The 22,257-nt window shown below is 37.5% G+C and carries 26 protein-coding genes and 4 pseudogenes; 29 read left to right on the top strand and 1 reads right to left on the bottom strand.

The window, feature by feature from the left end:
* Positions 1 to 14 precede the first annotated feature (14 nt).
* The 24 genes and pseudogenes from HGO97_RS15450 to HGO97_RS15340 all read left to right on the top strand — a co-directional run bounded on the left by HGO97_RS15450 (position 15) and on the right by HGO97_RS15340 (position 18,357).
* Entirely contained in the window at positions 15 to 722 is a 708-nt protein-coding gene (locus HGO97_RS15450) for an ATP-binding cassette domain-containing protein (protein WP_216243473.1), read from the top strand.
* Entirely contained in the window at positions 703 to 1,782 is a 1,080-nt protein-coding gene (locus tag HGO97_RS15445; RefSeq protein ID WP_216243471.1) for a hypothetical protein, read from the top strand. Before HGO97_RS15450 ends, HGO97_RS15445 begins: the two co-directional genes overlap by 20 nt.
* A gap of 87 nt (positions 1,783 to 1,869) precedes the next feature.
* Complete coding sequence (dmpI, locus tag HGO97_RS15440) at positions 1,870 to 2,073, top strand: 4-oxalocrotonate tautomerase DmpI (RefSeq protein WP_216243469.1); 204 nt, start codon at positions 1,870 to 1,872, stop codon at positions 2,071 to 2,073.
* Positions 2,074 to 2,309: 236 nt separating this feature from the next.
* Positions 2,310 to 2,774, top strand: a pseudogene (locus HGO97_RS24540) (dihydrofolate reductase); the annotation flags it as partial.
* A gap of 15 nt (positions 2,775 to 2,789) precedes the next feature.
* Positions 2,790 to 3,140, top strand: a pseudogene (locus HGO97_RS24535) (DUF3795 domain-containing protein); the annotation flags it as partial.
* 17 nt (positions 3,141 to 3,157) lie between these two features.
* Entirely contained in the window at positions 3,158 to 3,580 is a 423-nt protein-coding gene (locus tag HGO97_RS15430; RefSeq protein WP_216243465.1) for a DUF3788 domain-containing protein, read from the top strand.
* Between the two features lie 61 nt (positions 3,581 to 3,641).
* Positions 3,642 to 4,016, top strand: a complete 375-nt coding sequence (locus tag HGO97_RS15425) for a YkvA family protein (protein WP_216243463.1) — start codon at positions 3,642 to 3,644, stop codon at positions 4,014 to 4,016.
* Positions 4,017 to 4,141: 125 nt separating this feature from the next.
* Positions 4,142 to 5,041: an NAD-dependent epimerase/dehydratase family protein gene (locus HGO97_RS15420; protein ID WP_216243461.1), complete on the top strand. Its 900-nt coding sequence runs from the start codon at positions 4,142 to 4,144 to the stop codon at positions 5,039 to 5,041.
* A 32-nt stretch (positions 5,042 to 5,073) separates the two neighbouring features.
* A pseudogene (locus tag HGO97_RS15415) lies at positions 5,074 to 5,250 on the top strand (IS630 family transposase); the annotation flags it as partial.
* A gap of 79 nt (positions 5,251 to 5,329) precedes the next feature.
* The gene (locus HGO97_RS15410; protein WP_216243459.1) at positions 5,330 to 5,686 is read left to right on the top strand and encodes a DUF3784 domain-containing protein; all 357 of its coding nucleotides are present in this window, start codon (positions 5,330 to 5,332) and stop codon (positions 5,684 to 5,686) included.
* A 93-nt stretch (positions 5,687 to 5,779) separates the two neighbouring features.
* Entirely contained in the window at positions 5,780 to 6,391 is a 612-nt protein-coding gene (locus tag HGO97_RS15405) for a hypothetical protein (RefSeq protein WP_216243457.1), read from the top strand.
* Positions 6,392 to 6,539: 148 nt separating this feature from the next.
* Positions 6,540 to 6,668 (top strand): annotated as a pseudogene (locus HGO97_RS15400) (helix-turn-helix domain-containing protein); the annotation flags it as partial.
* Between the two features lie 338 nt (positions 6,669 to 7,006).
* Positions 7,007 to 7,687, top strand: a complete 681-nt coding sequence (locus tag HGO97_RS15395) for a response regulator transcription factor (RefSeq protein ID WP_216243453.1) — start codon at positions 7,007 to 7,009, stop codon at positions 7,685 to 7,687.
* The gene (locus HGO97_RS15390) at positions 7,675 to 8,859 is read left to right on the top strand and encodes a HAMP domain-containing sensor histidine kinase (protein ID WP_216243451.1); all 1,185 of its coding nucleotides are present in this window, start codon (positions 7,675 to 7,677) and stop codon (positions 8,857 to 8,859) included. Before HGO97_RS15395 ends, HGO97_RS15390 begins: the two co-directional genes overlap by 13 nt.
* 70 nt (positions 8,860 to 8,929) lie before the next feature.
* Positions 8,930 to 9,805, top strand: coding sequence for an ABC transporter ATP-binding protein (locus HGO97_RS15385; RefSeq protein ID WP_216243449.1), 876 nt, complete (start codon positions 8,930 to 8,932; stop codon positions 9,803 to 9,805).
* Positions 9,806 to 11,200, top strand: coding sequence for an ABC transporter permease (locus tag HGO97_RS15380; protein WP_216243447.1), 1,395 nt, complete (start codon positions 9,806 to 9,808; stop codon positions 11,198 to 11,200).
* Positions 11,133 to 11,780 carry a hypothetical protein gene (locus HGO97_RS15375; protein ID WP_216243445.1) on the top strand — a complete coding sequence of 216 codons (648 nt, stop codon included), beginning with the start codon at positions 11,133 to 11,135 and terminating at the stop codon, positions 11,778 to 11,780. Before HGO97_RS15380 ends, HGO97_RS15375 begins: the two co-directional genes overlap by 68 nt.
* 156 nt (positions 11,781 to 11,936) lie before the next feature.
* Positions 11,937 to 12,251 (top strand): winged helix-turn-helix domain-containing protein, encoded by a 315-nt coding sequence (locus tag HGO97_RS15370; RefSeq protein WP_216243443.1) that lies wholly within the window; start codon positions 11,937 to 11,939, stop codon positions 12,249 to 12,251.
* Between the two features lie 47 nt (positions 12,252 to 12,298).
* Entirely contained in the window at positions 12,299 to 12,736 is a 438-nt protein-coding gene (locus HGO97_RS15365) for a winged helix-turn-helix domain-containing protein (RefSeq protein WP_216243441.1), read from the top strand.
* A gap of 598 nt (positions 12,737 to 13,334) precedes the next feature.
* Positions 13,335 to 13,943 (top strand): hypothetical protein, encoded by a 609-nt coding sequence (locus HGO97_RS15360; protein WP_216243439.1) that lies wholly within the window; start codon positions 13,335 to 13,337, stop codon positions 13,941 to 13,943.
* A gap of 112 nt (positions 13,944 to 14,055) precedes the next feature.
* On the top strand, positions 14,056 to 15,246 hold the full coding sequence (locus HGO97_RS15355; RefSeq protein ID WP_216243436.1) for a replication initiation factor domain-containing protein: 1,191 nt from the start codon (positions 14,056 to 14,058) through the stop codon (positions 15,244 to 15,246).
* Between the two features lie 744 nt (positions 15,247 to 15,990).
* Positions 15,991 to 17,598 carry a recombinase family protein gene (locus tag HGO97_RS15350; protein WP_216243434.1) on the top strand — a complete coding sequence of 536 codons (1,608 nt, stop codon included), beginning with the start codon at positions 15,991 to 15,993 and terminating at the stop codon, positions 17,596 to 17,598.
* A gap of 44 nt (positions 17,599 to 17,642) precedes the next feature.
* Positions 17,643 to 17,981, top strand: coding sequence for an XRE family transcriptional regulator (locus HGO97_RS15345; RefSeq protein WP_216243433.1), 339 nt, complete (start codon positions 17,643 to 17,645; stop codon positions 17,979 to 17,981).
* Complete coding sequence (locus HGO97_RS15340; RefSeq protein WP_216243431.1) at positions 17,965 to 18,357, top strand: hypothetical protein; 393 nt, start codon at positions 17,965 to 17,967, stop codon at positions 18,355 to 18,357. Before HGO97_RS15345 ends, HGO97_RS15340 begins: the two co-directional genes overlap by 17 nt.
* Before the next feature lie 31 nt (positions 18,358 to 18,388).
* Here the strand turns inward: HGO97_RS15340 and HGO97_RS15335 are convergent, their stop codons facing one another.
* On the bottom strand, positions 18,389 to 19,234 hold the full coding sequence (locus HGO97_RS15335) for a LysR family transcriptional regulator (RefSeq protein WP_216243429.1): 846 nt from the start codon (positions 19,232 to 19,234) through the stop codon (positions 18,389 to 18,391).
* Positions 19,235 to 19,360: 126 nt separating this feature from the next.
* On the opposite strand from HGO97_RS15335, the gene HGO97_RS15330 reads away from it, so the two are divergent.
* The 5 genes from HGO97_RS15330 to HGO97_RS23815 all read left to right on the top strand — a co-directional run.
* Positions 19,361 to 19,888 (top strand): DUF4865 family protein, encoded by a 528-nt coding sequence (locus HGO97_RS15330; protein WP_216243427.1) that lies wholly within the window; start codon positions 19,361 to 19,363, stop codon positions 19,886 to 19,888.
* A 170-nt stretch (positions 19,889 to 20,058) separates the two neighbouring features.
* Entirely contained in the window at positions 20,059 to 20,505 is a 447-nt protein-coding gene (locus tag HGO97_RS15325) for a GNAT family N-acetyltransferase (RefSeq protein WP_216243425.1), read from the top strand.
* A 327-nt stretch (positions 20,506 to 20,832) separates the two neighbouring features.
* Positions 20,833 to 21,372, top strand: coding sequence for a DUF1697 domain-containing protein (locus HGO97_RS15320; protein ID WP_216243422.1), 540 nt, complete (start codon positions 20,833 to 20,835; stop codon positions 21,370 to 21,372).
* Between the two features lie 120 nt (positions 21,373 to 21,492).
* The gene (locus tag HGO97_RS15315; RefSeq protein WP_330654272.1) at positions 21,493 to 21,621 is read left to right on the top strand and encodes a helix-turn-helix transcriptional regulator; all 129 of its coding nucleotides are present in this window, start codon (positions 21,493 to 21,495) and stop codon (positions 21,619 to 21,621) included.
* 239 nt (positions 21,622 to 21,860) lie between these two features.
* The coding region (locus HGO97_RS23815) for a hypothetical protein (RefSeq protein ID WP_246597474.1) at positions 21,861 to 22,257 on the top strand (397 nt) is incomplete at its 3' end.

Below are 22,257 nucleotides of genomic sequence, written 5' to 3'. Positions count from 1 at the left end.
AGGAGGAACTTTGTATGGAAGCGTCTTTATTAACAGTCAAAAATCTGCGGGCATGGTACAGCCGGGAAAAAACGGTCCTGGATGGTCTTTCTATCGATTTGAAATCTCATGAATCCGTGGGGCTGATTGGCCTAAATGGCGCTGGAAAGACCACATTTATCAATATTCTTTCCGGTCTGATGGGGCAGTATAAGGTCGATGGAATCTGGATGAACGTAAGTCCTGTAAAATTTCGGGATAAAGATTTTAAACTCCGCCGTTATACCGTTTTTGATGAGGATCATTCTTTTCAGTATTTTACATTCCGGGAATATCTGTCCTATGTATTTTGTGCTTATCACAGAGAAAAGTGTGATGTTTCAGAGCTTATTTCGGGTTTTCATTTTGAAGAGTATACAGATATGCTCCTGAAAGATTTGTCAACGGGAAATAAGAAAAAGGCATATCTGATCACAGCATTTGCATTAAAGCCTGAGCTGCTTTTGTTAGATGAACCGGTCAACGGGCTGGATTTTACGAGTACGGAGTTTCTGTATCAACTGATTGCAGATTATAAGAAGTATGGAACAATCCTATTTTCCTCCCACATTTTAGAGAGCATTACGCTTACCTGTGACCGGGTGCTGGTGTTAGAGGGCGGGAAGATCAGTAAATGTTTTGAACACAAGGACATAGAGGCTGCACAGATTCGGGAGGCGCTGCATGATGAAAAACATGTATAACGTATTTGCAAAAAAACTGTTTGGTGTGAAATATGAGCGGATCTTAAGGTCACTTATAGGCAGCCTTATCATTTTCTGGGCTCTTTCGATTTCCAGTATACAGATTCAAATCGCACCTCTTATATTGTACCTGATGACTGCCACATTTACTGCAGGTGTAATGTGGCAGGCTCTGTCCTCTATTGACAACAGGGCATATCTGAAAAACATGATGATGCTCCCATTTGAAAGCAAGAAGTTCATATGCGCGTATATTGGGGCATTGGGATGTTATACACTGGTGACCAAGACATGCATCCTGCTGGCAGTTGTATTTTCCATTTCGAAGATGGGGGCTGTAGAAATCATCTGGAGCATCCTATGTGCTCTGGCGGCAGTTCTGACGGCGGCATGTCTGTTCTACTGTCTGAAAGGCGCAGATGTTTATTGTTTTTACGCAGAAAAGCATATTGCGGGACAGCGCTGGAAAGCTGGACGCAGACATTTTATATGGAAATATTTCTTCAGATATATGACGGACCATAAAAATTACCTGGTCAATACAGTAGCAATGTGCGTTATAGCCTGTCTGCTTCCAGTCTTTTTCCGACAGATGAACGGGCTGTCTGTCCTGCCCATGGGGTTTGCTATCCTTTCTCTGAATACCCCTTTATGTATTCTGCTTTCCTGTGATCCGGCCCTGGAACAGGCGGTGCGCTTTCTGCCGGGGCAGAGGAAGCATTTTTGTATTCCATATTGCCTTTTCATTTTTACTTCTAATATCCTGGCAGATCTGATCTTTATATGCAGCTGGAAGATTCAGGGGGGAGAAATAAGCAGTGAGACCATCTTATGCGCAGTCATCTTTGCACTGCAGAGTGCCATTGGTTCTGTCCTCCTGGAATGGTTCCGGCCTCTTCGCCATTGGAAAATCGAGAGTGACCTGTGGCACCATCCAAGGAAATATGTGGTGCCAGCGGTGATGCTCCTGTCCGCAGTGCTGGTGGGGACGGCACCGTGGGTCATCTGTATAATGGGTGGAGTTTTAGTGGCAGAGTGTGTGGTGTTCATCGTAATCTGAGTGTATGAAGTACTGGTAATTGTCAGGAAGGCACTGTATAATGGAACTACTATAATCGGTGTCCCATTATTTGAAAGGAGGATTAAAATGCCATATATAACAATCGAAAGCGGAGTTTTATCAGATGAACAAAAAGAAAATTTAATTAGTCGTTTAACAGAAGTATCATCTGAAATAATGCATGTACCACAAGAATTTTTCTCAATCACGATTAAAGAATTACCAGATAAAAATTTTGGTATTGGTGGGAAAACAATAGACAAAGTAAAGTCCGAGTACATGAAAAAATAGAAATAAATTTCAATTTATAGATAAGAAGAAAATATATAATCTACAGGCATATGTAAAAAACGTCATATGCCTTTTTGATTGAATGTTAAAATTGACCCATGTTATACTTTACCTATAAGCAAGTTTATAAACATGGGGTTGTTATGATTAGGAGATGTTCAGACATTATTATCTGTAAACTTTTCTTAAATAAAAATTAGTATGAAAATACCATGAGCGTTCTGAGTGGAGGAAAAATGATCAATATAGTTGTTGCATATGCTAAAAATCGTGTCATAGGGAACAAGGGCCGCATTCCCTGGAAAATCAAAGGAGAGCAGCAACGTTTCAAAGAGCTGACAACTGGAAATGTCGTGATTATGGGCAGACGTTCTTATGAGGAAATAGAAAGACCGCTTCCCAATAGAACAACAATTGTGATATCTGCGTCTAAAAACTTTGATGCAGAGAATTGTATGACAGCTAAATCGTTAGATGAAGCACTTATTATGGCAGAAGGAAAGGATATCTATATCTCTGGAGGTGCCAGGCTCTATGAGGAGGCTCTGCCTTTAGCAGACAAGATGTATATTACGGAAATTGACCTTGAAGTTGAAGGGGATACGTATTTTCCAGAGTTTGACGAGGAATTATTTGAGAAAGAAATCAATCAATATTTTGAGGGGGATATCCCTTATACCTATGTTACATACACTAGAAAGTTCACATTATGCGGAGACAATTGTCTATGCTGCCCAAGGTATCTTGCCAAAACAGACGAGGCTCTGCAAAAGGCTGCCGAGTTATGGCACAAAGTTGGATGGAGAGACCACGTTGTATCAAATGAAGAAATAAAATGCACAGGATGTTCCTCACATAAGCAGTGTGCATACCAGCTGGTCGATTGTATAAAAGAGCATGAGGTTGATAAATGTAATCAATGCCCGGATTATCCATGCGAAAAAATATGCAGTATGCTGAGACGTTCGGATCTCTATAAAGCAAAATGTCTGGATGTATGTATAGAGGAAGAGTATCGGCTGTTAGAATCGGCATTTTTTAGGAAAGAAGAGAATTTGGGGAAATAATGGAGAGAGACACCGTTATGATAGACATAAAAAACATTGATTATACGCCAGATATACATGAAATAAGTGAGTATATAGGAAATCCTTTGTTTGGACAGTTTTATCAGTATATGCAAAAGGAATATAAAGCATTATGCAAAATTGAATATAGCAAGGATGTCTGGGCCCGCGGATGGAATATAAAGCTAAGAAAAGCAGGAAAAGGCCTGTGCGTAATCTATCCCAAGGAACAATATTTTACAGTTTTAGTCGTTGTTGGTAATAAGGAGAAGGAGAGCGTCGAAAATATATTACCACAGCTATCAGAAGAAATACAGGAAATCTATCATACGACAAAGGAAGGAAACGGCCAGAGGTGGCTTATGATTGATCTAAAAGAGAAAAACCAGATCTATGAGGATACACTCGAATTGATTCGGATTCGCAGAGAAAGCAAGTAAGCGCAAATGATTCAAGAACACTTATCAATAGTATAGCTTTATAATTTGAAGGGGAATATATATGAAATTGAGTGAAAAAGCAGCGGAATTGAAAACAGATATCCCGGCCGTATTTTTGTGTCTGAAAGACCGGGAAACTCCGTTTGCCGTAAAAAGATTGGCTGGAATAACAATAGGGTATGCACTTTCGCCAATTGATTTGATCCCTGATTGTATTCCAGTTTTGGGGTATCTTGATGATATTATAATTATTCCTGCATTAATTGCACTGATAATTAAGATGATACCAAAAGAAACCTTTGAGAAATACAGAAAAGCCTCCAGGGGAATGTGGCAGGATGGAAGACCCAGACACTGGTACTATGCAATACCGATAGTTATGATATGGATACTCATATTGTGGCTCATAGTAAAAGCTGCCTTCTTTTCAGCCTAAAATCCCCTAAATGAGTGATTCCCAACTTGGGTATTTAGAGCATTAGTTGGTGGACAGGTGGATGTACATTTGAGGTAAATATGGACTTAAAAGCAAGATAGTTATTCAAGGAGACGGAGGAGAGTATGAAAACGATACTTGTAACTGGTGGAACAGTATTTATAAGCAGATATATTGCAGAGTATTATGTTGAGAAGAATTACGATGTATATGTACTTAATAGAAATAGTAAGGAACAATCAAGAGGGGTAAAACTTATCCAGGCAGACAGACATGATTTAGGTGATGTTCTTCGTGATTATCATTTTGATATTGTTATTGATACGGCATATACTTCCAATGATGTTGAAAAGTTACTAGATGCTTTAGGCAGTTATGAAGATTATATTTTAATCAGCTCAGGTGCTGTCTATTCAGAGAATACCATGCAGCCTTTTAAAGAAGATTCTCTATTAGCTTTTAATAAATATTGTGGCAGTTATGGAACTGATAAAATTGATGCAGAAGCGGCTTTGTTGCAAAGAAATCCAAATGCATACATTCTCAGACCACCATATTTATATGGTCCAATGAACAATGTATATCGAGAAGCATTTGTATTTGACTGTGCTTTGGCAGGTAGAAAGTTTTATTTACCAAAAGATGGTGAAATGAGGTTACAGTTTTTTCATGTTCATGATTTATGCAGATTTATAGACATACTATTAAGATATAAACCCTCTCAACATATTTTTAATGTAGGAAATAGAGACACTATATCAATTCGTGAATGGGTTGAACTTTGTTATCGTATTGTTGGAAGTCAAGCCGAATTCGAATATGTCTATGGAGATATGGAACAAAGGAAGTATTTCTGCTTTGATAACTACGAATATTATCTTGATGTTTCTGAACAATATAAACTTATGCAGGAAGTAAAACCGATGTCAGCAGGATTAGAAGAGTCATTTGAATGGTATAAAAGCAATACAGAAAAAGTGAATAGAACCACCTATTTTGATTACATTGATAAGAACATGATGTAGATAAAGCCTATGTGGATGTGTGAAATTGATGTAAAAGCTTTTTCAGTAAGATGACGAAACAGATGCTTAGGGGAATTCGTGTTAACACCAAGCAGGAACTGACAGAACGAATTTACAAGTACTTTGACGAGGTCAATCGTGAGCCCGTGGTTTATCACTGGAAGTATAAAATGGATAAAATCAGTGTGGATGAAGCTGTATCGGTTTAATATGGCGATTATTTAATTGGCCTAATCTACAGCTTTGATTATTATGAAGACAATAGAAAATCTGTCCGGGAGGGGAATTATGGCTTTAGATAATATTATTACAAATATTGGTTTCTGGTGCTGCATTGTCATGGTGCCTGCTTTTGTTGTAATCGGTTTACTGTTTGCTATATTCAAAGAAAAATCTGCAAAGTTTGTTTCTGGATTCAATATGTTCTCGAAAGAAGAGCAGATGCTGTATGATAAGGCATATATTGCCCGGGATATAAGAAATTCCTGCTTCATATGGTCCGCGGTCATGTTGGCTGGGGCGATAGTTTCAGTGTTCATTACACAATATCTTGCAATTGTGGCATATATTATTTGGCTGGTTTTGTTTTGTAAGGATGTACATTGGGATAGAGAAAAGGCGTTTGAAAAATATCGCATAAAATAAGTGATTCTATTTATAAACAGAGCATTACAGAGTATTATGTTGAGAAGAATTACGATGTATATGCACTTATAGAAATAGCAAGAGGGGAACTGAATGAAAAAAGGAATGCTGACTGCAGGAATAATCGTAGTGGTACTTTTGCTCATTTGGGCATATGTTGTATATCCTATTGCACAAAAAAATAAAACGTTCGAAGAGGCGCCGATGGACATGAGTGTAGAAGCGAAAGTTGATGAATACCACTCTTTAGAAGCTATAGAAAATAGCATTGGAATTATTGTTAAAGCAGAAAAAGTGAGTGAAGAGGAACCAGTCATCTGGCGTGATGGGCAGGGGAATGTCTATTTTGTGGGTATGATTGGTAATGTAAAGATTAGCAATATATATAAAGACGAAAGTAATCAGGATATTAAAATAGGCAGTACAATCTCCATCTTCGAAAATGAAGCTTATGATGCGGAAAAGAATGTAATATATCATGTTGCTGGTTATAAGAAAATGGGCATCGGAAAAGAGTATATGCTTTTCCTAGACTATTCGGAAGATGATAACTGGTATGTACCATGCAGTGCCATTTGGGGAAAATATCCATTAGATAGTACAGAAGCTATTTTATATAATAGCAATGAACGGCCAGCTGAAACATCATCGGCCAATATCCTAGTTACTCAAATTGGTCGTGAAGTAATTGAGAAATATGAGTAAGAATAAATCAGGTACGGATATAAGCATCAAAAGCCGCTGTCTATAATAAAGAAATCCCCTTTTCAACCCAAATTCTCCTTTGGAGGGGTGTTATTATTGAGGCTGATATTTTAGAATAGGGTCATTCAGATAGAAAAGGAGTTTACTTATGGATCAGATCATGATTGGAAATTTTATGGCTAAAAAACGGAAAGAGAAAAATATGACGCAAGCCCGGCTGGCAGAGAAACTGGGGGTCTCGGACAAAACGATTTCAAAATGGGAAACAGGAGTTTCACATAGTTAAGGATATTGATAAAACAACCCATGATTACCTGCTTGCTAAGTATAAAACCAATAAGCATACCAATATATTATTTAATCCGTTTATAATACAAAATTGATTGATGTAAGATAACTTAACAAAACTGTCATGTTTTATTAGGATTTCTATTCCAAAAGATGATTCGGTTATTAAGCCGTAGGTAAAATTTTACAATGATTAAAAAGATACCACTATACAAGGATTGTTGCTATAATTATTAAAGAAATAATATGTTCGACATTTGACTAAAAATTGACTTTCATATGTTATAAGTCCTATATAGTCGAATTGTCAAATAAGGAGTGAATGTAGTGGGTGAAAAATATAAAATACTAATCGTTGATGATGAACAATCTATACTGGATATATTAAAGTTACAATTAGAACTGGAAGGTTACATTGTCTATTCCGCAATCAACGCAAAAGAGGCACTGGATAAATTATCTCATAGTCCAGATATTATTTTACTAGATATTAATATGGCGGGCATGAACGGATTTGATTTATGCTCATCCATTCGGAATTTTGTATCATGCCCTATACTCTTTCTCACTGCAAGGGTATCCGAACAGGACAAGATAAACGGGCTTATGGTTGGTGGAGATGATTATATTACAAAGCCTTTTTCTATAAATGAATTATTAGCAAGAATTTCAGCGCATTTACGGCGTGAAAAAAGAAATCATAATAAGACAAAAGGCAAATTTTCAGAAGAGTTAATGATTGATTACTCAGATAGAAGCCTCTTTATTAAAGGCAATCGGGTTGAATTATCAAACAAAGAATTTGAAATTATAAAGTTATTGTCAATAAATGCAGGTCAGGTCTTTGACAGAGAAAAGATATATGAAATCATCTGGGGCATTGATGGCAACGGTGACAGTACGGTTATCAAAGAGCATATACGAAAAATAAGATTGAAGTTTGCTGAATTTACAGATAAATCCTATATTTCCACAGTATGGGGAGTCGGGTATAAATGGATAAAATAAAAAAAGTATTTCAAAAAATGTCACTAAAAAAATCACTGGTGTTGTTAGCTCTGATTTGTCTTGGTGTTGTAAGTGTATTTTCAATTATTACTGTATTAACATTTTCAAATATCCGGCAGAAAATATTAGATACCAGACCGATTGTAGTCACTGATTACACAAGTGAATATCAAACAAATAATGAGATTACCGTCATTCCACGAGAATATACACATGGTGAACTCTCAAAAGAAAACAAGATCTATTATTGGATCGTGACAATCTTTATGGCAGTATTACCTGTTCTCTATGTCATAGCCGCTTCTGTATTGGTTGCAAAATTGTATTACAAGTTAAAGTTACAAGCACCTCTTGAAAATCTAAAAAATGGGATATCTCATATTTCAGAACAAGACTTGGATTTTCAGTTACAATACACGTCTGATGATGAACTGGGTGAATTATGTGACACGTTTGAATTTATGAAAAATGAGATTTATAAAAGTAATCGAAAAACGTGGGATATGCTCCAGGAAAGAAAGACTTTGACGGCTTCTATTTCCCATGATTTAAGAACGCCGATTACTGTAATCAACGGTTATCTGGATTATTTAGAGAAATCAATCGAGAGAGAGAGTCTTACAAGCGAAGTTTTACAAACAACAGTCAAAAACATGACAGGAGCAGTGAATAGATTAGAAAGATATGTGGAGTGTGTCAGAGATATACAGAAAATGGAAGATATTGAAATCAGAAAAGAATTTTATGATTTCAAAGAACTGATTACAGATATCACAAGAGAATTTTCTATACTTGCGACGGAACATAACAAACGGCTTGAAACACATGATTTATCTAAAACTTTGCTCATTGAAACGGATAAGGATATGTTATTAAAAGTTATGGAAAACATTTTTGATAATGCACTCCGTTTTTCTGTTGATAAAATCATATTGACAATAGAGGAAACAAAAGATTGTTTTTCTTTTCAGGTACAAGACGATGGGATTGGATTTACAACGGAAGAACTAAACTCTGCAACGTCTTTCTTTTACAGTTCTCCTGTGAATGGCGGAAATTTTGGTATTGGGCTTTCTATCAGTAAAATACTTTGTGAAAAACTGGGAGGCGGTTTATATTTGGAAAATACCCCCAATCACGGTGCAATCGTTACAATAAACATAAAAAAATAGTTGGAACTTTTCTAAAAATTGACTTTCATATGAAATAATCTCCTTATAGAACATATAAGGAGGTTTTTTTATGGAAATCAAAATCAAACACTTGAATAAAAAATATGGAAAACAAAGTGTGTTAAAGGATATTTCATTACATATTCCAGTTGGTATGTATGGATTGTTAGGAGAAAATGGAGCTGGAAAAACAACGCTGATGCGTATACTGGCAACCATGTTGAATCCATCATCAGGAACAATCCAAATGAATGGGATTGATATTAAAGACAAGAAAGAAGTTCGTAAAATGATAGGATATCTCCCACAAGAATTTTCGGTATATCCAAATATGAGCGTGTATTCTGCATTGGAGTATCTTGCAGTCTTATCAGAACTCCCCCAAAATATCCGCAGGCGGCGTATTAATGAGTTATTAGAACAAGTTCATTTGGAACAGGAAAAAAATAAACGGTTTAAGAATTTATCTGGTGGTATGAAACGGCGTTTTGGAATTGCGCAGGCTTTGTTAAATAATCCCCAGATTTTAATTATCGATGAACCAACTGCTGGACTAGACCCCGAAGAAAGATTACGTTTTTATAATCTTCTTTCAGAGCTTGCTATGGACAGAATCATTTTAATATCTACGCATATAGCGGGCGATATAGAAGCGACCTGTTCTAATACAGCGGTTTTATGTTCTGGAGAAGTGATCTTTGAGGGACAGATTGGTAACTTGATAAAATTGGGAGAAAGAAAAGTATATACCACTACGCTTATGCAAAATGAATTAGAAAAGTTTAAGCAGATGTACCATATTATCAATGTTCATCAAAATGGAACGGATATATCCTGTAGATTTTTATCTGGTGGTACTCCGCAGAAAGATTGGATTGCTTGTGAGCCTACGCTTGAGGACAGTTATATCTTTTTGATATCGAATTATAAACAGGGGGTGAAATAAATGTATTTCTTAAAGGAATTGAAAAGAATTTGTTTCAGCTTCGTGTATCTCTTATTTATTGGGCCTCTGTTGTTTAGCTGGTATGACAATTTCTATGGGGTAACAAATAAAGAAATATCTTCGGCTAAAGAAAGTGATACTTCTATTTATTCTGAAATAGCAGGTGGTTCTTTCTTGAAAAAGCCAGAAAGAGGAGCAGAAAGTTATGGAATGAAAAAGAAAGAAGTACCAGAAAAAATTATGTGTGGTGGTACAGATATTTTAATAGTAGAGTATCTAAAAAATTCTTACTCCACCTACCCGTTCACTTACTACAAAGAGGTTGTTTTGAGCGACAAAGAACAAAAAGAAATCTTAGATATTATTACAGAGATAACAGGATTGAATGAACAGCAGATCAATCATCTTCCAGAAAATTACTTCCCCGCTGTAAATGGTAGTATTATACATTTTGGAGAAAATGCGAATCAGGATGGGAACGGAAATTTTACTTTTAAAATGGGGGACAGTGACGGCATAGATACTGGACAGGATGATACAGAACAGTTCGTACCTCAAGTGTCTTATGAAAGATTTCAGACGCTAATGGAGAAAGCAGAAAATATTATTGGGAAAGGTTCTAACTACTCCATGAAAAATCTGACACAATATTATGGTTTGTCTGAAATGACCTATGAGGAAGCAATGGATGAATACAACAAAACAATTTATGACGATAAAGTAAGTAATGCTTTTGCCAGATTGTTTTGTGATTACATAACAAGAGCATTAGGGCTGTACCCTGTTTTTGTAGCTGTTATTTTCTGGTTAAAAGATAGAAGGAATTGTATGAATGAATTGATAGACTGTAAACCAACAGGAACAGCAAGATTTATTTCTATTCGGTTTTTAGCTTTGCTTACGGCTGTTATGTTACCAGTGGTTCTTTTGAGCTTTGAGTCCTTAATTCCATTAATGAGGTATTCAGCGGATACGAGTATTGCAATCGATCTGTTTGCCTTTTTTAAATATATGATATGGTGGCTGTTGCCTACGGCAATGATTGTTACATCATTGGGAATGTTTCTCACAATTTTAACATCAACACCCGTCGCAATTTTAATACAATTTGTATGGTGGTTCGTTGACGGGGCTGTTACAGGGCTATCCGGAGATACCAGTATCTTCACATTGATGATACGCCATAATGTATTAGGCGGCTCTGAAATAATAAGTCGGGATTTTACTCTTATTTGTTTGAATAGGGGGCTGTATGCTGTCATTTCTTTGATACTGGTAGGATTGTCGATCCTAATATATAGCAAGAAAAGAGGTGGAGAATTCAATTATGAACATTTTCTGCAAAAACATTTTAGATTTTTTAAGAATAGATTTTCTTCTCACTTTCAAAAATAGTTTATTGTTGGGTATCGCCTATTTATTCATCATTCCGATCATAAGGGGTATTTCAAACTTAGATAACATACAGTCAGCGGAAGTGTTGGGGCAGTCTCTTGCTCTGGTTGGAGCGATTATTTTGATACCAGTAACAAAACGAGAATTAGAAACAGGTATCAAAGAAATTATTTATACAAAATCATGGTCATATATGAAAAGTGTAAGCATTCGTCTGATATGCAGTATTCTATTGACCGCTGTTATGATTTTTGTATTTGCTTTTGTAATGAAAACATATCACTGCGTATTTCCATTTTGGAAATACATTTCAGTAACAGTGCTATATGCTATTTTTATGGGGTCTCTTGGGCTTGTTTTTTCACAGGCAGGAAATAGTGACGTTATCGGGTATTTGTCTGTTTTGGGGTATTGGACGTTTTGTCAACTTGAAATTATTAGTGAGAGCAGCGTCCTCAATATATTCCCTATTATTGATGGTACTCTTGGAATTCCAAAATTGATAACACTGTTCAGTATAACGATAAGTCTATTAGTGCTTTTTGTTTTTCAGATAAAATGTTTGGGAAATAGGGTATAAAAGAGAGAGCATATAATGAATTTTTCGCAAAATAAATCTATATAAAGGAGTGGTAATAATGAGAAAATAATAATTCTAGAATTTACAGATAAAGAAGAACAGATATTTCAAAAAACACTTGAATGGCTAACTACAGAAACTGTAATTAAACCTAGAATGATAACGACAGATACAAATGAAATTCAACTCAATCCATACACAAGAACTTTCAAAGATTGTTCGGGGACACCATTGTACTTAACCGCTAAAGAATTTGACCTGTTATATTTTCTATATTCCCATAAAGGACAAGTATTTACCAAAGAACAGCTCTATGACAATGTGTGGGGGAATGATTATATTACAGATACAAGGAATCTAACCTCATTCATCAGAAAGCTACGCAAAAAAATCGAGCCTGACCCTGATAAACCCATATATGTTTTAACTGTCTGGGGTATTGGCTATAAATTCAATGAAAATAAGCCATAACGTTAATAAAGTGCGAATAGATTTATAATTAAAAGGGGTTGATGTAAATGGGGAAAATGCTCGTTATCTCATTCAAGGATAATAAAGATGAAAAGGCATTCCATGAAGTCGTTAATCTGTTGAAACAATACGAATTTCAACCTAGAAAAGAAATTAAATATCAACCTGTTCTTACTTTTGATGATTTTGTGGTCGATCCACAGGAGTTATCTGTTAAAAAGGACGGCAGACTTTTAGATTTCAATTACAGAGAGTTTAGTCTGCTCTATCTCTTAGCCAGCCATAAAGGTATGGTGTTCAAATATGGCTATCTGTATGAGATTTTATGGGGCGACCATTACATGCAGGAAACCAACAGCAGTATTACGTCTTTGGTAAGCGGAGTGAGGGCAAAGATAGAAAAGGATACGAAGCACCCCCGATATATTTTGACCGTCCGTGGTATCGGTTATCGGTTCAATGCCAGCTATTCAGAGCGTACATAAAGAGTGTCTGGCGTATCAGGGAAAGACACGACTGGCGGGTTTTGCGGTCACAAACCGCAAGTTCCGCCTTTTCGTGCGGGCTTGCCCCGCACGACAGCCCCCGGTATCTAACAGGGGGGCACTAGGAAACTGGAAACAAGTAACAGTAAGTACAAAATCCCTTGAATTTACGGGGTAAAACGCTACTTTAGATGATGAAAAATGGGTGTTAACTGATACGGTTGAGTTGACACCTGTTTTTTATTCAAAACTTATACGTTGATGATAAATTAAAGTTTTGCTGTAAACTACAGCATACATTTCCTTTATCTGCTTGATTATCAAAGACTTGTCAGAGCATGGTTTGTCAAGGGCTTGTTGCTTTGCAATGCGCCAGCACCCTTGATGAACTATGGGCTGACGAGTATGCTCCTGCAAGCAGAAAAGAAATGATTTTATGGTATGCTTATGATAAAATATATCTGATAAGCAAATTTGAATTGGCCGAGTCATAAGTGAAAGGCATTTTTTTGAATGATAGTTTATGAAGATGAAGTGATAGCACTTTAGAATTTATAATGTAATTAGTGGTTTTAATGAAAACAAAGGCGGTGTGAAAATGAAAAAAGATTTTTATGAACTATATAATAATTTTGTAAAAAGAGCTGGAGAAAAAAACGAACGCTTTCGAGAGATGCTAGTAAAATCACAACTATCATTTGATTCAAAAGAGATGTTATCGTTTGTAGTATCAGAATGCTTGATGGAAGATATAGAAACAATTTATAAATTGGAGAACAATGGATTTAGTAATAGATATATTGATTTTACAATTAGGAATATGTCTGAACAAGTAATTGAGTATCTCTATATAATGAAAAATCCTAGATTAATAAAGGAATATTTTGGGGAAAGGTTGAATGATGACTGGGATGGGAAAAATCTGTTTGACGGTATGAAAATTACAGGTGCAGCAAGATTTAAAAAGCGTGAAAGTGTTAGTGCAATGGCTAAAGCAGTAGATGAAAAGGTGTCTGATGATGACAAAATCGCACTTTATGAAATTTTTAGTTTGAAAGCAGAATTAGAACATCATTCATATTTTCATCATATGTTAGATGTAATGTGCAATTTAGGGGATAGAATTGAAAGTAAAGATGATTTAGATTACATATTTTTAATATATATATTAAGTGCATTTATAAAAGTATACGATACTATTCAATAAAAATATTAAAATGTAAAGCAATAAAATCCAGTTTATGGATAACAACAAAATAAATAATCAAAAAAGCATATGTCAAAATGGCATATGCTTTTTTGATTGGAGGGAATACAGAATGAACGATATTGAATTTAAAGAACATCTAAAAAAAGAACGTCTGTCCTATGGCATTTCACAAGGTCGGCTTGCCTATCTGTCCGGCATTACAAGACAGTACCTCAATGAACTTGAAACAGGCAAATCCCATGCCAGTGACAGTCTAAAGGAAAAACTACTTGCGACACTGCTCCTGTTTTCCTATGATACCCCTCTGTTCCTCCTGATTGATTATCTCCGTGTCCGCTTCCCCACCACTGACGCAGGGGAAACCATAAGAAATATCCTGCAAATCAAACCGGATTATCTGCTCCATGAGGACTATGCCTTTTACGGCTACAAGGAACAGTATTCTTACGGAGATATTACCCTGATGGTTTCACAGGACGATACAAAAGGGCTTCTGCTGGAATTAAAGGGAAAGGGATGCCGACAGTTGGAAACATTCCTACAGGTTCAAAACAGGGATTGGTATGACTCCCTACAAGCCTGTATCAATGCTGGTGGTATCATCAAACGGCTGGACTTAGCGGTCAATGATGTGGCGGGGTTATTGGATGTCCCCCTGCTGATTGAGAAATGCAGTAACGGGGAGCTACTCACACGTTCTCGCAAATGGGAAGCCATGCACGCTGGCGCACTCAGCAGTAAGGTAAAAAGAGACAGGGACAAAGGAAGTACCCTGTATATCGGTTCTCGGGGCAGTTCCCAGTATTTCTGCCTGTATCAAAAAGACAAGGAACAGAAAAACAAACACATCCAGACAGACATCAAGAACCGCTTTGAGATACGCCTGACTGATAAGAAAGCGGAAAAGGCAGTCCGTGACCTGCTGGAAACACGCAGTCCCGAACAGGTGGTGTTCACGATCATTAACAGGCAGATACGTTTTATTGACTGCAAAACAGATACCATAGACCCTATATGGGAATGGTTCACCGGAAAGGACAGGAAGCCCATAGGGCTGGAAATGAGGGCAGAACCCTATACAATGGAGCGAACTGTGGAATGGCTGAAACGTCAGGCGGCACCCAGCCTTGTAACCATCCACAGGATAGAAGAACAAAACGGCACCCACCTGCTGGAAGATATATTAAAACAGGCAAAACTAAAGGAAGCCCACAGAATACGCATAAGGCAGATGACAACTGCCGTAGAAGATATGATTGATACCGCTGTTCCTCAAAAAGAGAATGACGGTATTTTTTAATTTCTTCTTGCAAGATTGCCAAATGCGTACCTGCAAACCGTATTAATAGTGGAAAAGGAAAAAAGAAAATCTGCTTTAAAAGCGCAACAAAACAGCATTCTGTGGGAAGTTACGGTATGAAAAGGAGAAGTTCCTTTTCCATGTCCTTTGATAGTTGAATACAGCAGTCAGATACCTTTGACAGACAGTGAGCCGTTGGAGTGATACGCCATGACCTTATTCTGGTAAGCGAGCGTTTCCCCTTATCATGTCCACAGGGAAATTTGTCCATTTTCCCGCCATGACCTGTCCTGTCAGGTAATGATACTCCCGTACAGCCACAGTCCGAGCGTTAGAAGCGTCGCACACAATGGGTACGGCTGTATGAGAACCATACAGGGCTTTCATGCCGTGGGCTTTTGACACAAGCCGTCTGACTGCCTGAGAACACCAAAAGCGAAAGGAGGGCTGTGTTATTGAGGATGTCTTAGAGAAAGCAGAGCGCACAGAGGAAAAAAGCCCTGTAACAAAGCGTATTGCCTGTGGGAAAACCCACATCATCGTGAAAGAGCATTTCCCAAAACAAGGAAAGATGCTGGATGAACTGCTGACAGATGTCATGCTGGAAAAGGCGAAGCGGGCGACATAAGAAATTGTGCAGATAGCAATGAAATAGATTGAATGTTGAAATTGACCCATGTTATACTTTATCTGCAAGCAGGTATTGTAAGCATGGGTTGGTTATGATTAGGAGGATAACTGACAATGAAACAAATGATTTACAATACTGCACTTTATCTCAGACTGAGCCGTGATGATGAGTTACAGGGGGAAAGCTCCAGTATCACCACACAAAGGAGTATGCTTCGCTCTTACGCAAGGGAACATCATCTGAATGTCATAGATGAATACATAGACGATGGATGGTCGGGGACGAATTTTGAAAGACCCGATTTCCAGCGCATGATAGCGGACATTGAAGCAGGAAAAATCAACTGCGTAGTTACGAAAGACCTTTCCCAGCTCGGCAGGAACTATATTCTGACAGGTCAGTATACGGAACTGTATTTCCCCAGCCATAATGTGCGCTATATTGCCATTGATGACGGTGTAGACAGTGAGAAAGGCGACAGTGAGATTGCGCCGTTTAAGAACATCATCAATGAATGGGTGGCAAGGGACACCAGCCGTAAGGTCAAATCCGCATTCAAGGTCAAATTTGCGGAGGGTGCTTACTATGGTGCTTATGCTCCACTAGGCTATAGGAAAGACCCTGAAAACAAAGGAAAACTTCTGATTGATGAAGAAACAAGGTGGATAGTGGAAAAGATTTTCCAGCTTGCCTCACAGGGCTGTGGCGGTGCAAAAATCGCAAAGCAACTGATTTCAGAGGAAGTCCCTACCCCGTCATGGATTAATTTCCAGAAATACGGCACGTTTGCCCATATCTTTGCGGATGAACCCGAAAGCAAGCGGTACGCATGGACAATCGCACAGGTCAAGACCATATTGAAAAATGAGGTCTATATCGGAAACAGTGTGCATTATAAGCAGTCTACCGTTTCTTTCAAGAGTAAGAAAAAGGTGCGGAAGCCGGAAAGTGAATGGTTCCGGGTAGAGGATACCCATGAACCTATCATAGAAAAAGAAGTCTTCTATCAAGTACAGGAACAGATAAAAGCAAGACGCAGGAAGCGGAAAGACAGCACCACACAGATATTTGCAGGGCTTGTGAAATGTGCGGACTGTGGCTGGTCAATGCGGTATGGCACAAATAAGGCGAACAAGAACCCATACAGCTATTTTGCCTGTAGCTTTTACGGGCAGTTCGGGAAAGGCTACTGTTCTATGCATTACATTCGCTATGATGTGTTGTATCAAGCGGTACTGGAACGATTGCAATACTGGGCGAAAGCTGTCCGTCAGGACGAGGAAAAGGTCTTGAAGAAGATACAAAAGGCTGGAAATGTAGAAAGAATCCATGCGAAGAAGAAAGCCGTATCTGCACTGAAAAAGGCTGAGAACCGCCAGAAAGAAGTTGACCGTCTGTTTATGAAAATGTATGAGGACAGGGCAAATGAGAAGATAACGGAACTTCGTCATGCTGTCCAGCGATATCAGCAGGAACAGATGGAGTTGGAAGAGCAGATAACAAGTCTGAGAGATGAATTACAGAAGATGGAGCAGGAAATGGTGGGTGCGGAGAAATGGATTGAGCTATTCAAGGAATATTCTGTACCAAAAGAACTGACTGCACCATTATTGAATGCCATGATTGAGAAGATACTCATTCATGCGCCCCAGGCAGATGAAAATGGGGAACGTACACAGGAAATTGAAATATATTACCGCTTTATTGGTAAGGTTGATTAAATAAATATGAGTGATATTTTTAACTAAGGGAAACTGGAAAATGTATGCCGGATTACAGCGTAATTGAATCGTTATGTGCCGAATTAGATATTACCATAGCCGAACTTTTAGATGGCGAGGAAGCAGCAGAGAGCAGCATCCGCACTTACGATGATTCTCAAATACTTGACCTGATAAAAAGAACACAGGCCCTTGAAAATCAGAGGACGTCATTATATGGCTTAATACTGATTATTATGGGGTTCGCATTATTGATTCTTCATTATTTGATAGGGGGAAGTAATGTAAAGGATATATTCGCGGGGATTCTAATGGGAGTGTCTATTGCTGAAATGCTGGTCGGTGTCTATTTAGCTGCAATGGGGTTTGGAAAACAAAAGTGAGGGATTGGTTATGTATGATGAAGTATCAATTTGGTTAAATAATGCTCTGAGACAGGAGATTCCTGAGGAAACCGCTGCGTTTTGTCTTAATTTATACGATGATGGTGATGGAAACTGGTCGATGGAGTTAATCGGTTCGGGAAAGTTTGATATTGAAGACGATGACTGGCCTTGCGATGAAATCACTGATTTTAATACAAGAGAGATGCCCTTTACCTGGAACCAGCCTGGTAGATGGGAGAGGGTTCTGAAAGAAATGATTTCAATAATAGAGGAATATCTTAAGCATGGTGAATATGCGGATATTTTGAAAAGCAGAAGTGGGGTTGGAATCGGATTTGTAGATGGAGATATCGAAAATCTTTATATCAAATGAATGGAACAAGGGCAGGAAGTTTGAGCATGGGTTAACCAGATTCTAATTCTTCTTCCAGAATATCTTTCAGTGCAGTGTATTCAGAGGGATGTTTATCTTTTGCAACCCACATATGAATTGATGTGGATTGCAATTCTTCAATAATAAAAGTACTAATATCCTGTCTGCCACATAGAACATTTTTAGGCAACAAAGAAAAACCACCACCGTTAGAAACCAACTTCAGGATTGCTTCTACAGTGTCTAGTTCTATTATGTCTGGCAAATTGGATTGATGTAAATACCACCAATTCAAAAGAATTTTTCTGTATGGGCAAGATTCAATACCGTTCGTTATAATAGGGTATCTTAGTACTTCATCAAGGTATTGACATGAGATAGGTGCAATAAGTAATAATTCTTCTGGATATTGAAAAACTTGTTTCCCCTGTATAATATCTTGTGAACGATTAGTTATAAGACAATCCAGTTGTCCTTTCCCTAATTGTGCACTTAAAATATTTTGATTAAGTGTATAAACTGAAATAGATACATCTGGAAATTTATTTTTATATTTCATTAAACATTGTGGCAGCAGATAACCTGCTACTGTTTGTGTAGCACCGATTTTTAAAGATTTTTCACTGCTTTTAAAGGAACGGGAAGTCTCATCCAATAAAGAGATTATCTTTTCTGCTTGAAGTAATAGCCTTTCCCCGTCATGTGTCAGTGTGACTCCTTTATTGTTACGTATCAATAGAGTTGTGTTTAATTCAGTTTCAAGTTTTTTGATGTGAGCAGTAATATTTGATTGTACATATCCCATATTCTCAGCAGCTTTGGTAATAGATTTTACGTAGGCAACTTCTCGAAATATCCTTAATTCTAAACTTTCCACAATCAACACCTCCATCATTTAAAATGATAGCAATTATCATCAGCAACTATTATACACTCATAAAAAGGAAATGTATAATTATATTTGGAAGAAAACTAAAATTGTTTCAGAAAGAGGGAGTGACAAATGATTGCAATGCAGTATAAAATTTTATTACCAGAAGATTATGATATGAATACTATTAGAAAAAGAGTTGCTGTTAATGGAAAGAAAACAGATGGATTTCAGGATTTATTATTTAAGGCTTATCTCATAACTGAAAATAAGAGTGAGGAAAAAGGCAGCCACAATCAGTATTCACCTTTATATTTATGGAAAGACAGTATTGGTATGAATAAGTTTATTTTTGATGGCTTTTACAACAATATATTAGATTCATTTGGATGGCAAAATATAAAGATAAGTATCCCTCTAATATGTATATTAGAAAATGATTTTATAAACTCTAAATATGTTATTGAAATTGAAAAAGAAATCTTACCCGCAACACATATGAAGTCTTTGGATTTTTCATTAATATTTCATAATTGCACCGGGAGAGTGTTGATATATAATCCTGATAAATGGAAGTGTTCTGAATATTACTTCTTTACAAACAAGCCTACTAGCAATAATATCGGTATATTATATAATATCTTGCATTTATCTATGTAATTCTAAATGAAGAATAGTAGGAAAATTTTAAAATTACTTCAATTAATTAAAAGTACGCTCCTGCAGACAGAAAAGAAATGACTTTACAATATGATTATGATAAAATTTAATTAATATACTCTTAAAATACGGGTATGAATTTGAAAAATCAGTACTGTAGGAGATAGAAGATGAGGATCAGAGCATACCAGCCATCGGATTGTGAAGAGATGGCAGAGCTGTTTTATAATACAGTTCATACAGTGAATGCAAAAGATTATACAAAAGAACAATTAGATGTATGGGCAACAGGCAGAGTGGATTTGGGAAAGTGGAATCAGTCATTCCAGGAACATGATACCGTTGTAGCAGTTGAAGATGAAAGAATTATAGGCTTTGGGGATATGAATAATACGGGATACCTTGATCGGTTATACGTTCATAAGGATTATCAGAATAAGGGTGTGGCAACTGCTCTTTGTAATAAGTTGGAACAGGCGGTTCAAGGGAAAATAATAACCCATGCCTCAATCACAGCAAGACCTTTCTTTGAAAAAAGAGGATATAAGGTAATCAAAGAACAGCAGGTAGCGCGCCAGGGAATTATGCTTACAAACTTTATTATGGAAAAAGAATGAGATGATAATGACGAAAAAAGTCCTGAGTCATTGTATTCTTGTTATTCCCATTTCTTAAGTAGTAAATCAGCCTGTCAAGAGGAGCTTCTTCAAGTTCATATATCTCAATAGCAGCCTAATCTCATTATCAGGATTCAAACGGGAAGGGTGAACTGCTGCAGAATAAATACAATGACTTTCCGATGTGATTTGTGATAGAATAGGGTATATATTTGATAGTTGGGAAGAATAGACCGGCGAATTACTCCATATGAAGACGACAGACTGTTTGGCTGCATCTGAATCCCGACTAATATTTGTATTAACAATTTAAGGAGAAAACGTTCTATGAAAAGATATGTCGCCTTTTTAAGAGGAATTAATGTAAGTGGGAAAAACAAGATATCTATGGCTGAGTTAAAAAAGGGACTTGCAGAACTTGGATTTGCAGAGGTCGTGACATATCTTAATAGTGGCAATATTGCTTTTTCAAGTGTTATTGAAGAGCAAAATGTGTTTGCGGATAAAATCGCCATAATGATAAAGGAAAACTTCAGTTTAGATATTCCTGTTTTTGTTATTCTGCAGGAAGAATTAAATGAACGATTAAATCACGCTCCTAGCTGGTGGGGAACTGGTAATAAAGAAATATACGATAATATTATATTTCTGATGCCTCCTTTATCTTATGAGGAATTTTATGATGAGATTGGAAATCCTAAAGAGGAATATGAGAAAGTCTATCATTATAAAAATGTTGTCTTCTGGTCATTTGACCGAAAGTGTTATCAAAAGACAAACTGGTGGTCAAAGACAGCCAGTGCAGGTGTAAAAGATAAGATTACAATACGGACAGCCAATACAGTCAGAAAATCAGTAACTATTTAGCCGTGCAGGCCCGGTTCCGCAGATATCAACCACTGGTTGCGCAGTCATACAGCCGACTATATAGAATGCAACCAGGAAGTTTGGTACAGTTACGGTATCAAATCTAAGGAGGATATGGGTATGGAATTTTCAGAAAGATTATTGACATTAAGGAAAGGAATGGACCTGACGCAGGAGCAGTTAGCAGAAAAGATTAATGTTTCAAGGCAGTCCGTTTCAAAATGGGAATCTGGAGTTTCCCAAAGTTAAAGATACCACATCAATCCCACGCGGACTTTTGCTCAACCGATACAGCCGGAGGGCTGGATAACAAGAAAAGGCGGTATGCGCCCCGTGGAGGGGTAGCGTACCGCCTTTTCTTGTGGGGGTTTCCAAAGGGGGCAACGCCCCCATTTGGCACACGACTTTGCGAAGCAAAGTGTAGTGTGTTATACGCTCTGCCGGCGTTGCCGTGAAAATGCCGTTGCCGCCGGGGAGGGCAAGGGCATTTGAAGCGGCAGGAAAACAGGGCTGTGCTTGCGTGGCGTGGAGCCGCAAGCGCAGGTCTGGACTCATCAGCAGACAGGGCGTATATGAAAGCCCCAGTTCCTCGTCCTACGCTCCAACTTGTGGACAAAGTGTCCCGAAGTTGTGGCCACACTCCCGGAAAAGTAGCAGGACAACGGGCAACCGTCAAGGCTGAAATGAACGGGTTTACACCCGGCCTTGACCTCCGCCCGCTGTCCCGCTGGATGGGTGGACAAGGCGGCCAATCCCTCAAAGTGCTTGGCCGCTCTCTTTCTGATTTTGAGGTATTCAGTTTTTCAAAATTGAATAATCAAAATAAATTTTTTCGATTGAAAAAATTTTATTTGTTATCATCTTCAATGCCATATTTTTTCTTTT

It is taken from the genome of Faecalicatena faecalis (assembly GCF_012524165.2).
Taxonomy (GTDB): Bacteria; Bacillota; Clostridia; order Lachnospirales; family Lachnospiraceae; genus Faecalicatena_A; species Faecalicatena_A faecalis.
The sequence above is the reverse complement of the archived record's forward strand: the minus strand, read 5'-3'. Positions and strand labels throughout refer to the sequence as shown.

Bases quoted from the DNA above. Each gene is read 5' to 3' on its own strand.
- HGO97_RS15445 (WP_216243471.1), top strand. From the start codon at position 703: ATGATGAAAAACATGTATAACGTATTTGCAAAAAAACTGTTTGGTGTG.
- HGO97_RS15410 (WP_216243459.1), top strand. From the start codon at position 5,330: ATGGCTTTAGATAATATTATTACAAATATTGGTTTCTGGTGCTGCATT.
- HGO97_RS15350 (WP_216243434.1), top strand. From the start codon at position 15,991: ATGAAACAAATGATTTACAATACTGCACTTTATCTCAGACTGAGCCGT.
- HGO97_RS15320 (WP_216243422.1), top strand. From the start codon at position 20,833: ATGAAAAGATATGTCGCCTTTTTAAGAGGAATTAATGTAAGTGGGAAA.
- HGO97_RS15355 (WP_216243436.1), top strand. From the start codon at position 14,056: ATGAACGATATTGAATTTAAAGAACATCTAAAAAAAGAACGTCTGTCC.
- HGO97_RS15325 (WP_216243425.1), top strand. From the start codon at position 20,059: ATGAGGATCAGAGCATACCAGCCATCGGATTGTGAAGAGATGGCAGAG.
- HGO97_RS15380 (WP_216243447.1), top strand. From the start codon at position 9,806: ATGTATTTCTTAAAGGAATTGAAAAGAATTTGTTTCAGCTTCGTGTAT.
- HGO97_RS15420 (WP_216243461.1), top strand. From the start codon at position 4,142: ATGAAAACGATACTTGTAACTGGTGGAACAGTATTTATAAGCAGATAT.
- HGO97_RS15405 (WP_216243457.1), top strand. From the start codon at position 5,780: ATGAAAAAAGGAATGCTGACTGCAGGAATAATCGTAGTGGTACTTTTG.
- HGO97_RS15365 (WP_216243441.1), top strand. From the start codon at position 12,299: ATGGGGAAAATGCTCGTTATCTCATTCAAGGATAATAAAGATGAAAAG.
- HGO97_RS15360 (WP_216243439.1), top strand. From the start codon at position 13,335: ATGAAAAAAGATTTTTATGAACTATATAATAATTTTGTAAAAAGAGCT.
- HGO97_RS15375 (WP_216243445.1), top strand. From the start codon at position 11,133: ATGAACATTTTCTGCAAAAACATTTTAGATTTTTTAAGAATAGATTTT.
- HGO97_RS15430 (WP_216243465.1), top strand. From the start codon at position 3,158: ATGATAGACATAAAAAACATTGATTATACGCCAGATATACATGAAATA.
- HGO97_RS15390 (WP_216243451.1), top strand. From the start codon at position 7,675: ATGGATAAAATAAAAAAAGTATTTCAAAAAATGTCACTAAAAAAATCA.
- HGO97_RS15370 (WP_216243443.1), top strand. From the start codon at position 11,937: ATGATAACGACAGATACAAATGAAATTCAACTCAATCCATACACAAGA.
- HGO97_RS15315 (WP_330654272.1), top strand. From the start codon at position 21,493: ATGGAATTTTCAGAAAGATTATTGACATTAAGGAAAGGAATGGACCTG.
- dmpI (WP_216243469.1), top strand. From the start codon at position 1,870: ATGCCATATATAACAATCGAAAGCGGAGTTTTATCAGATGAACAAAAA.
- HGO97_RS15450 (WP_216243473.1), top strand. From the start codon at position 15: ATGGAAGCGTCTTTATTAACAGTCAAAAATCTGCGGGCATGGTACAGC.
- HGO97_RS15330 (WP_216243427.1), top strand. From the start codon at position 19,361: ATGATTGCAATGCAGTATAAAATTTTATTACCAGAAGATTATGATATG.
- HGO97_RS15385 (WP_216243449.1), top strand. From the start codon at position 8,930: ATGGAAATCAAAATCAAACACTTGAATAAAAAATATGGAAAACAAAGT.
- HGO97_RS15425 (WP_216243463.1), top strand. From the start codon at position 3,642: ATGAAATTGAGTGAAAAAGCAGCGGAATTGAAAACAGATATCCCGGCC.
- HGO97_RS15345 (WP_216243433.1), top strand. From the start codon at position 17,643: ATGCCGGATTACAGCGTAATTGAATCGTTATGTGCCGAATTAGATATT.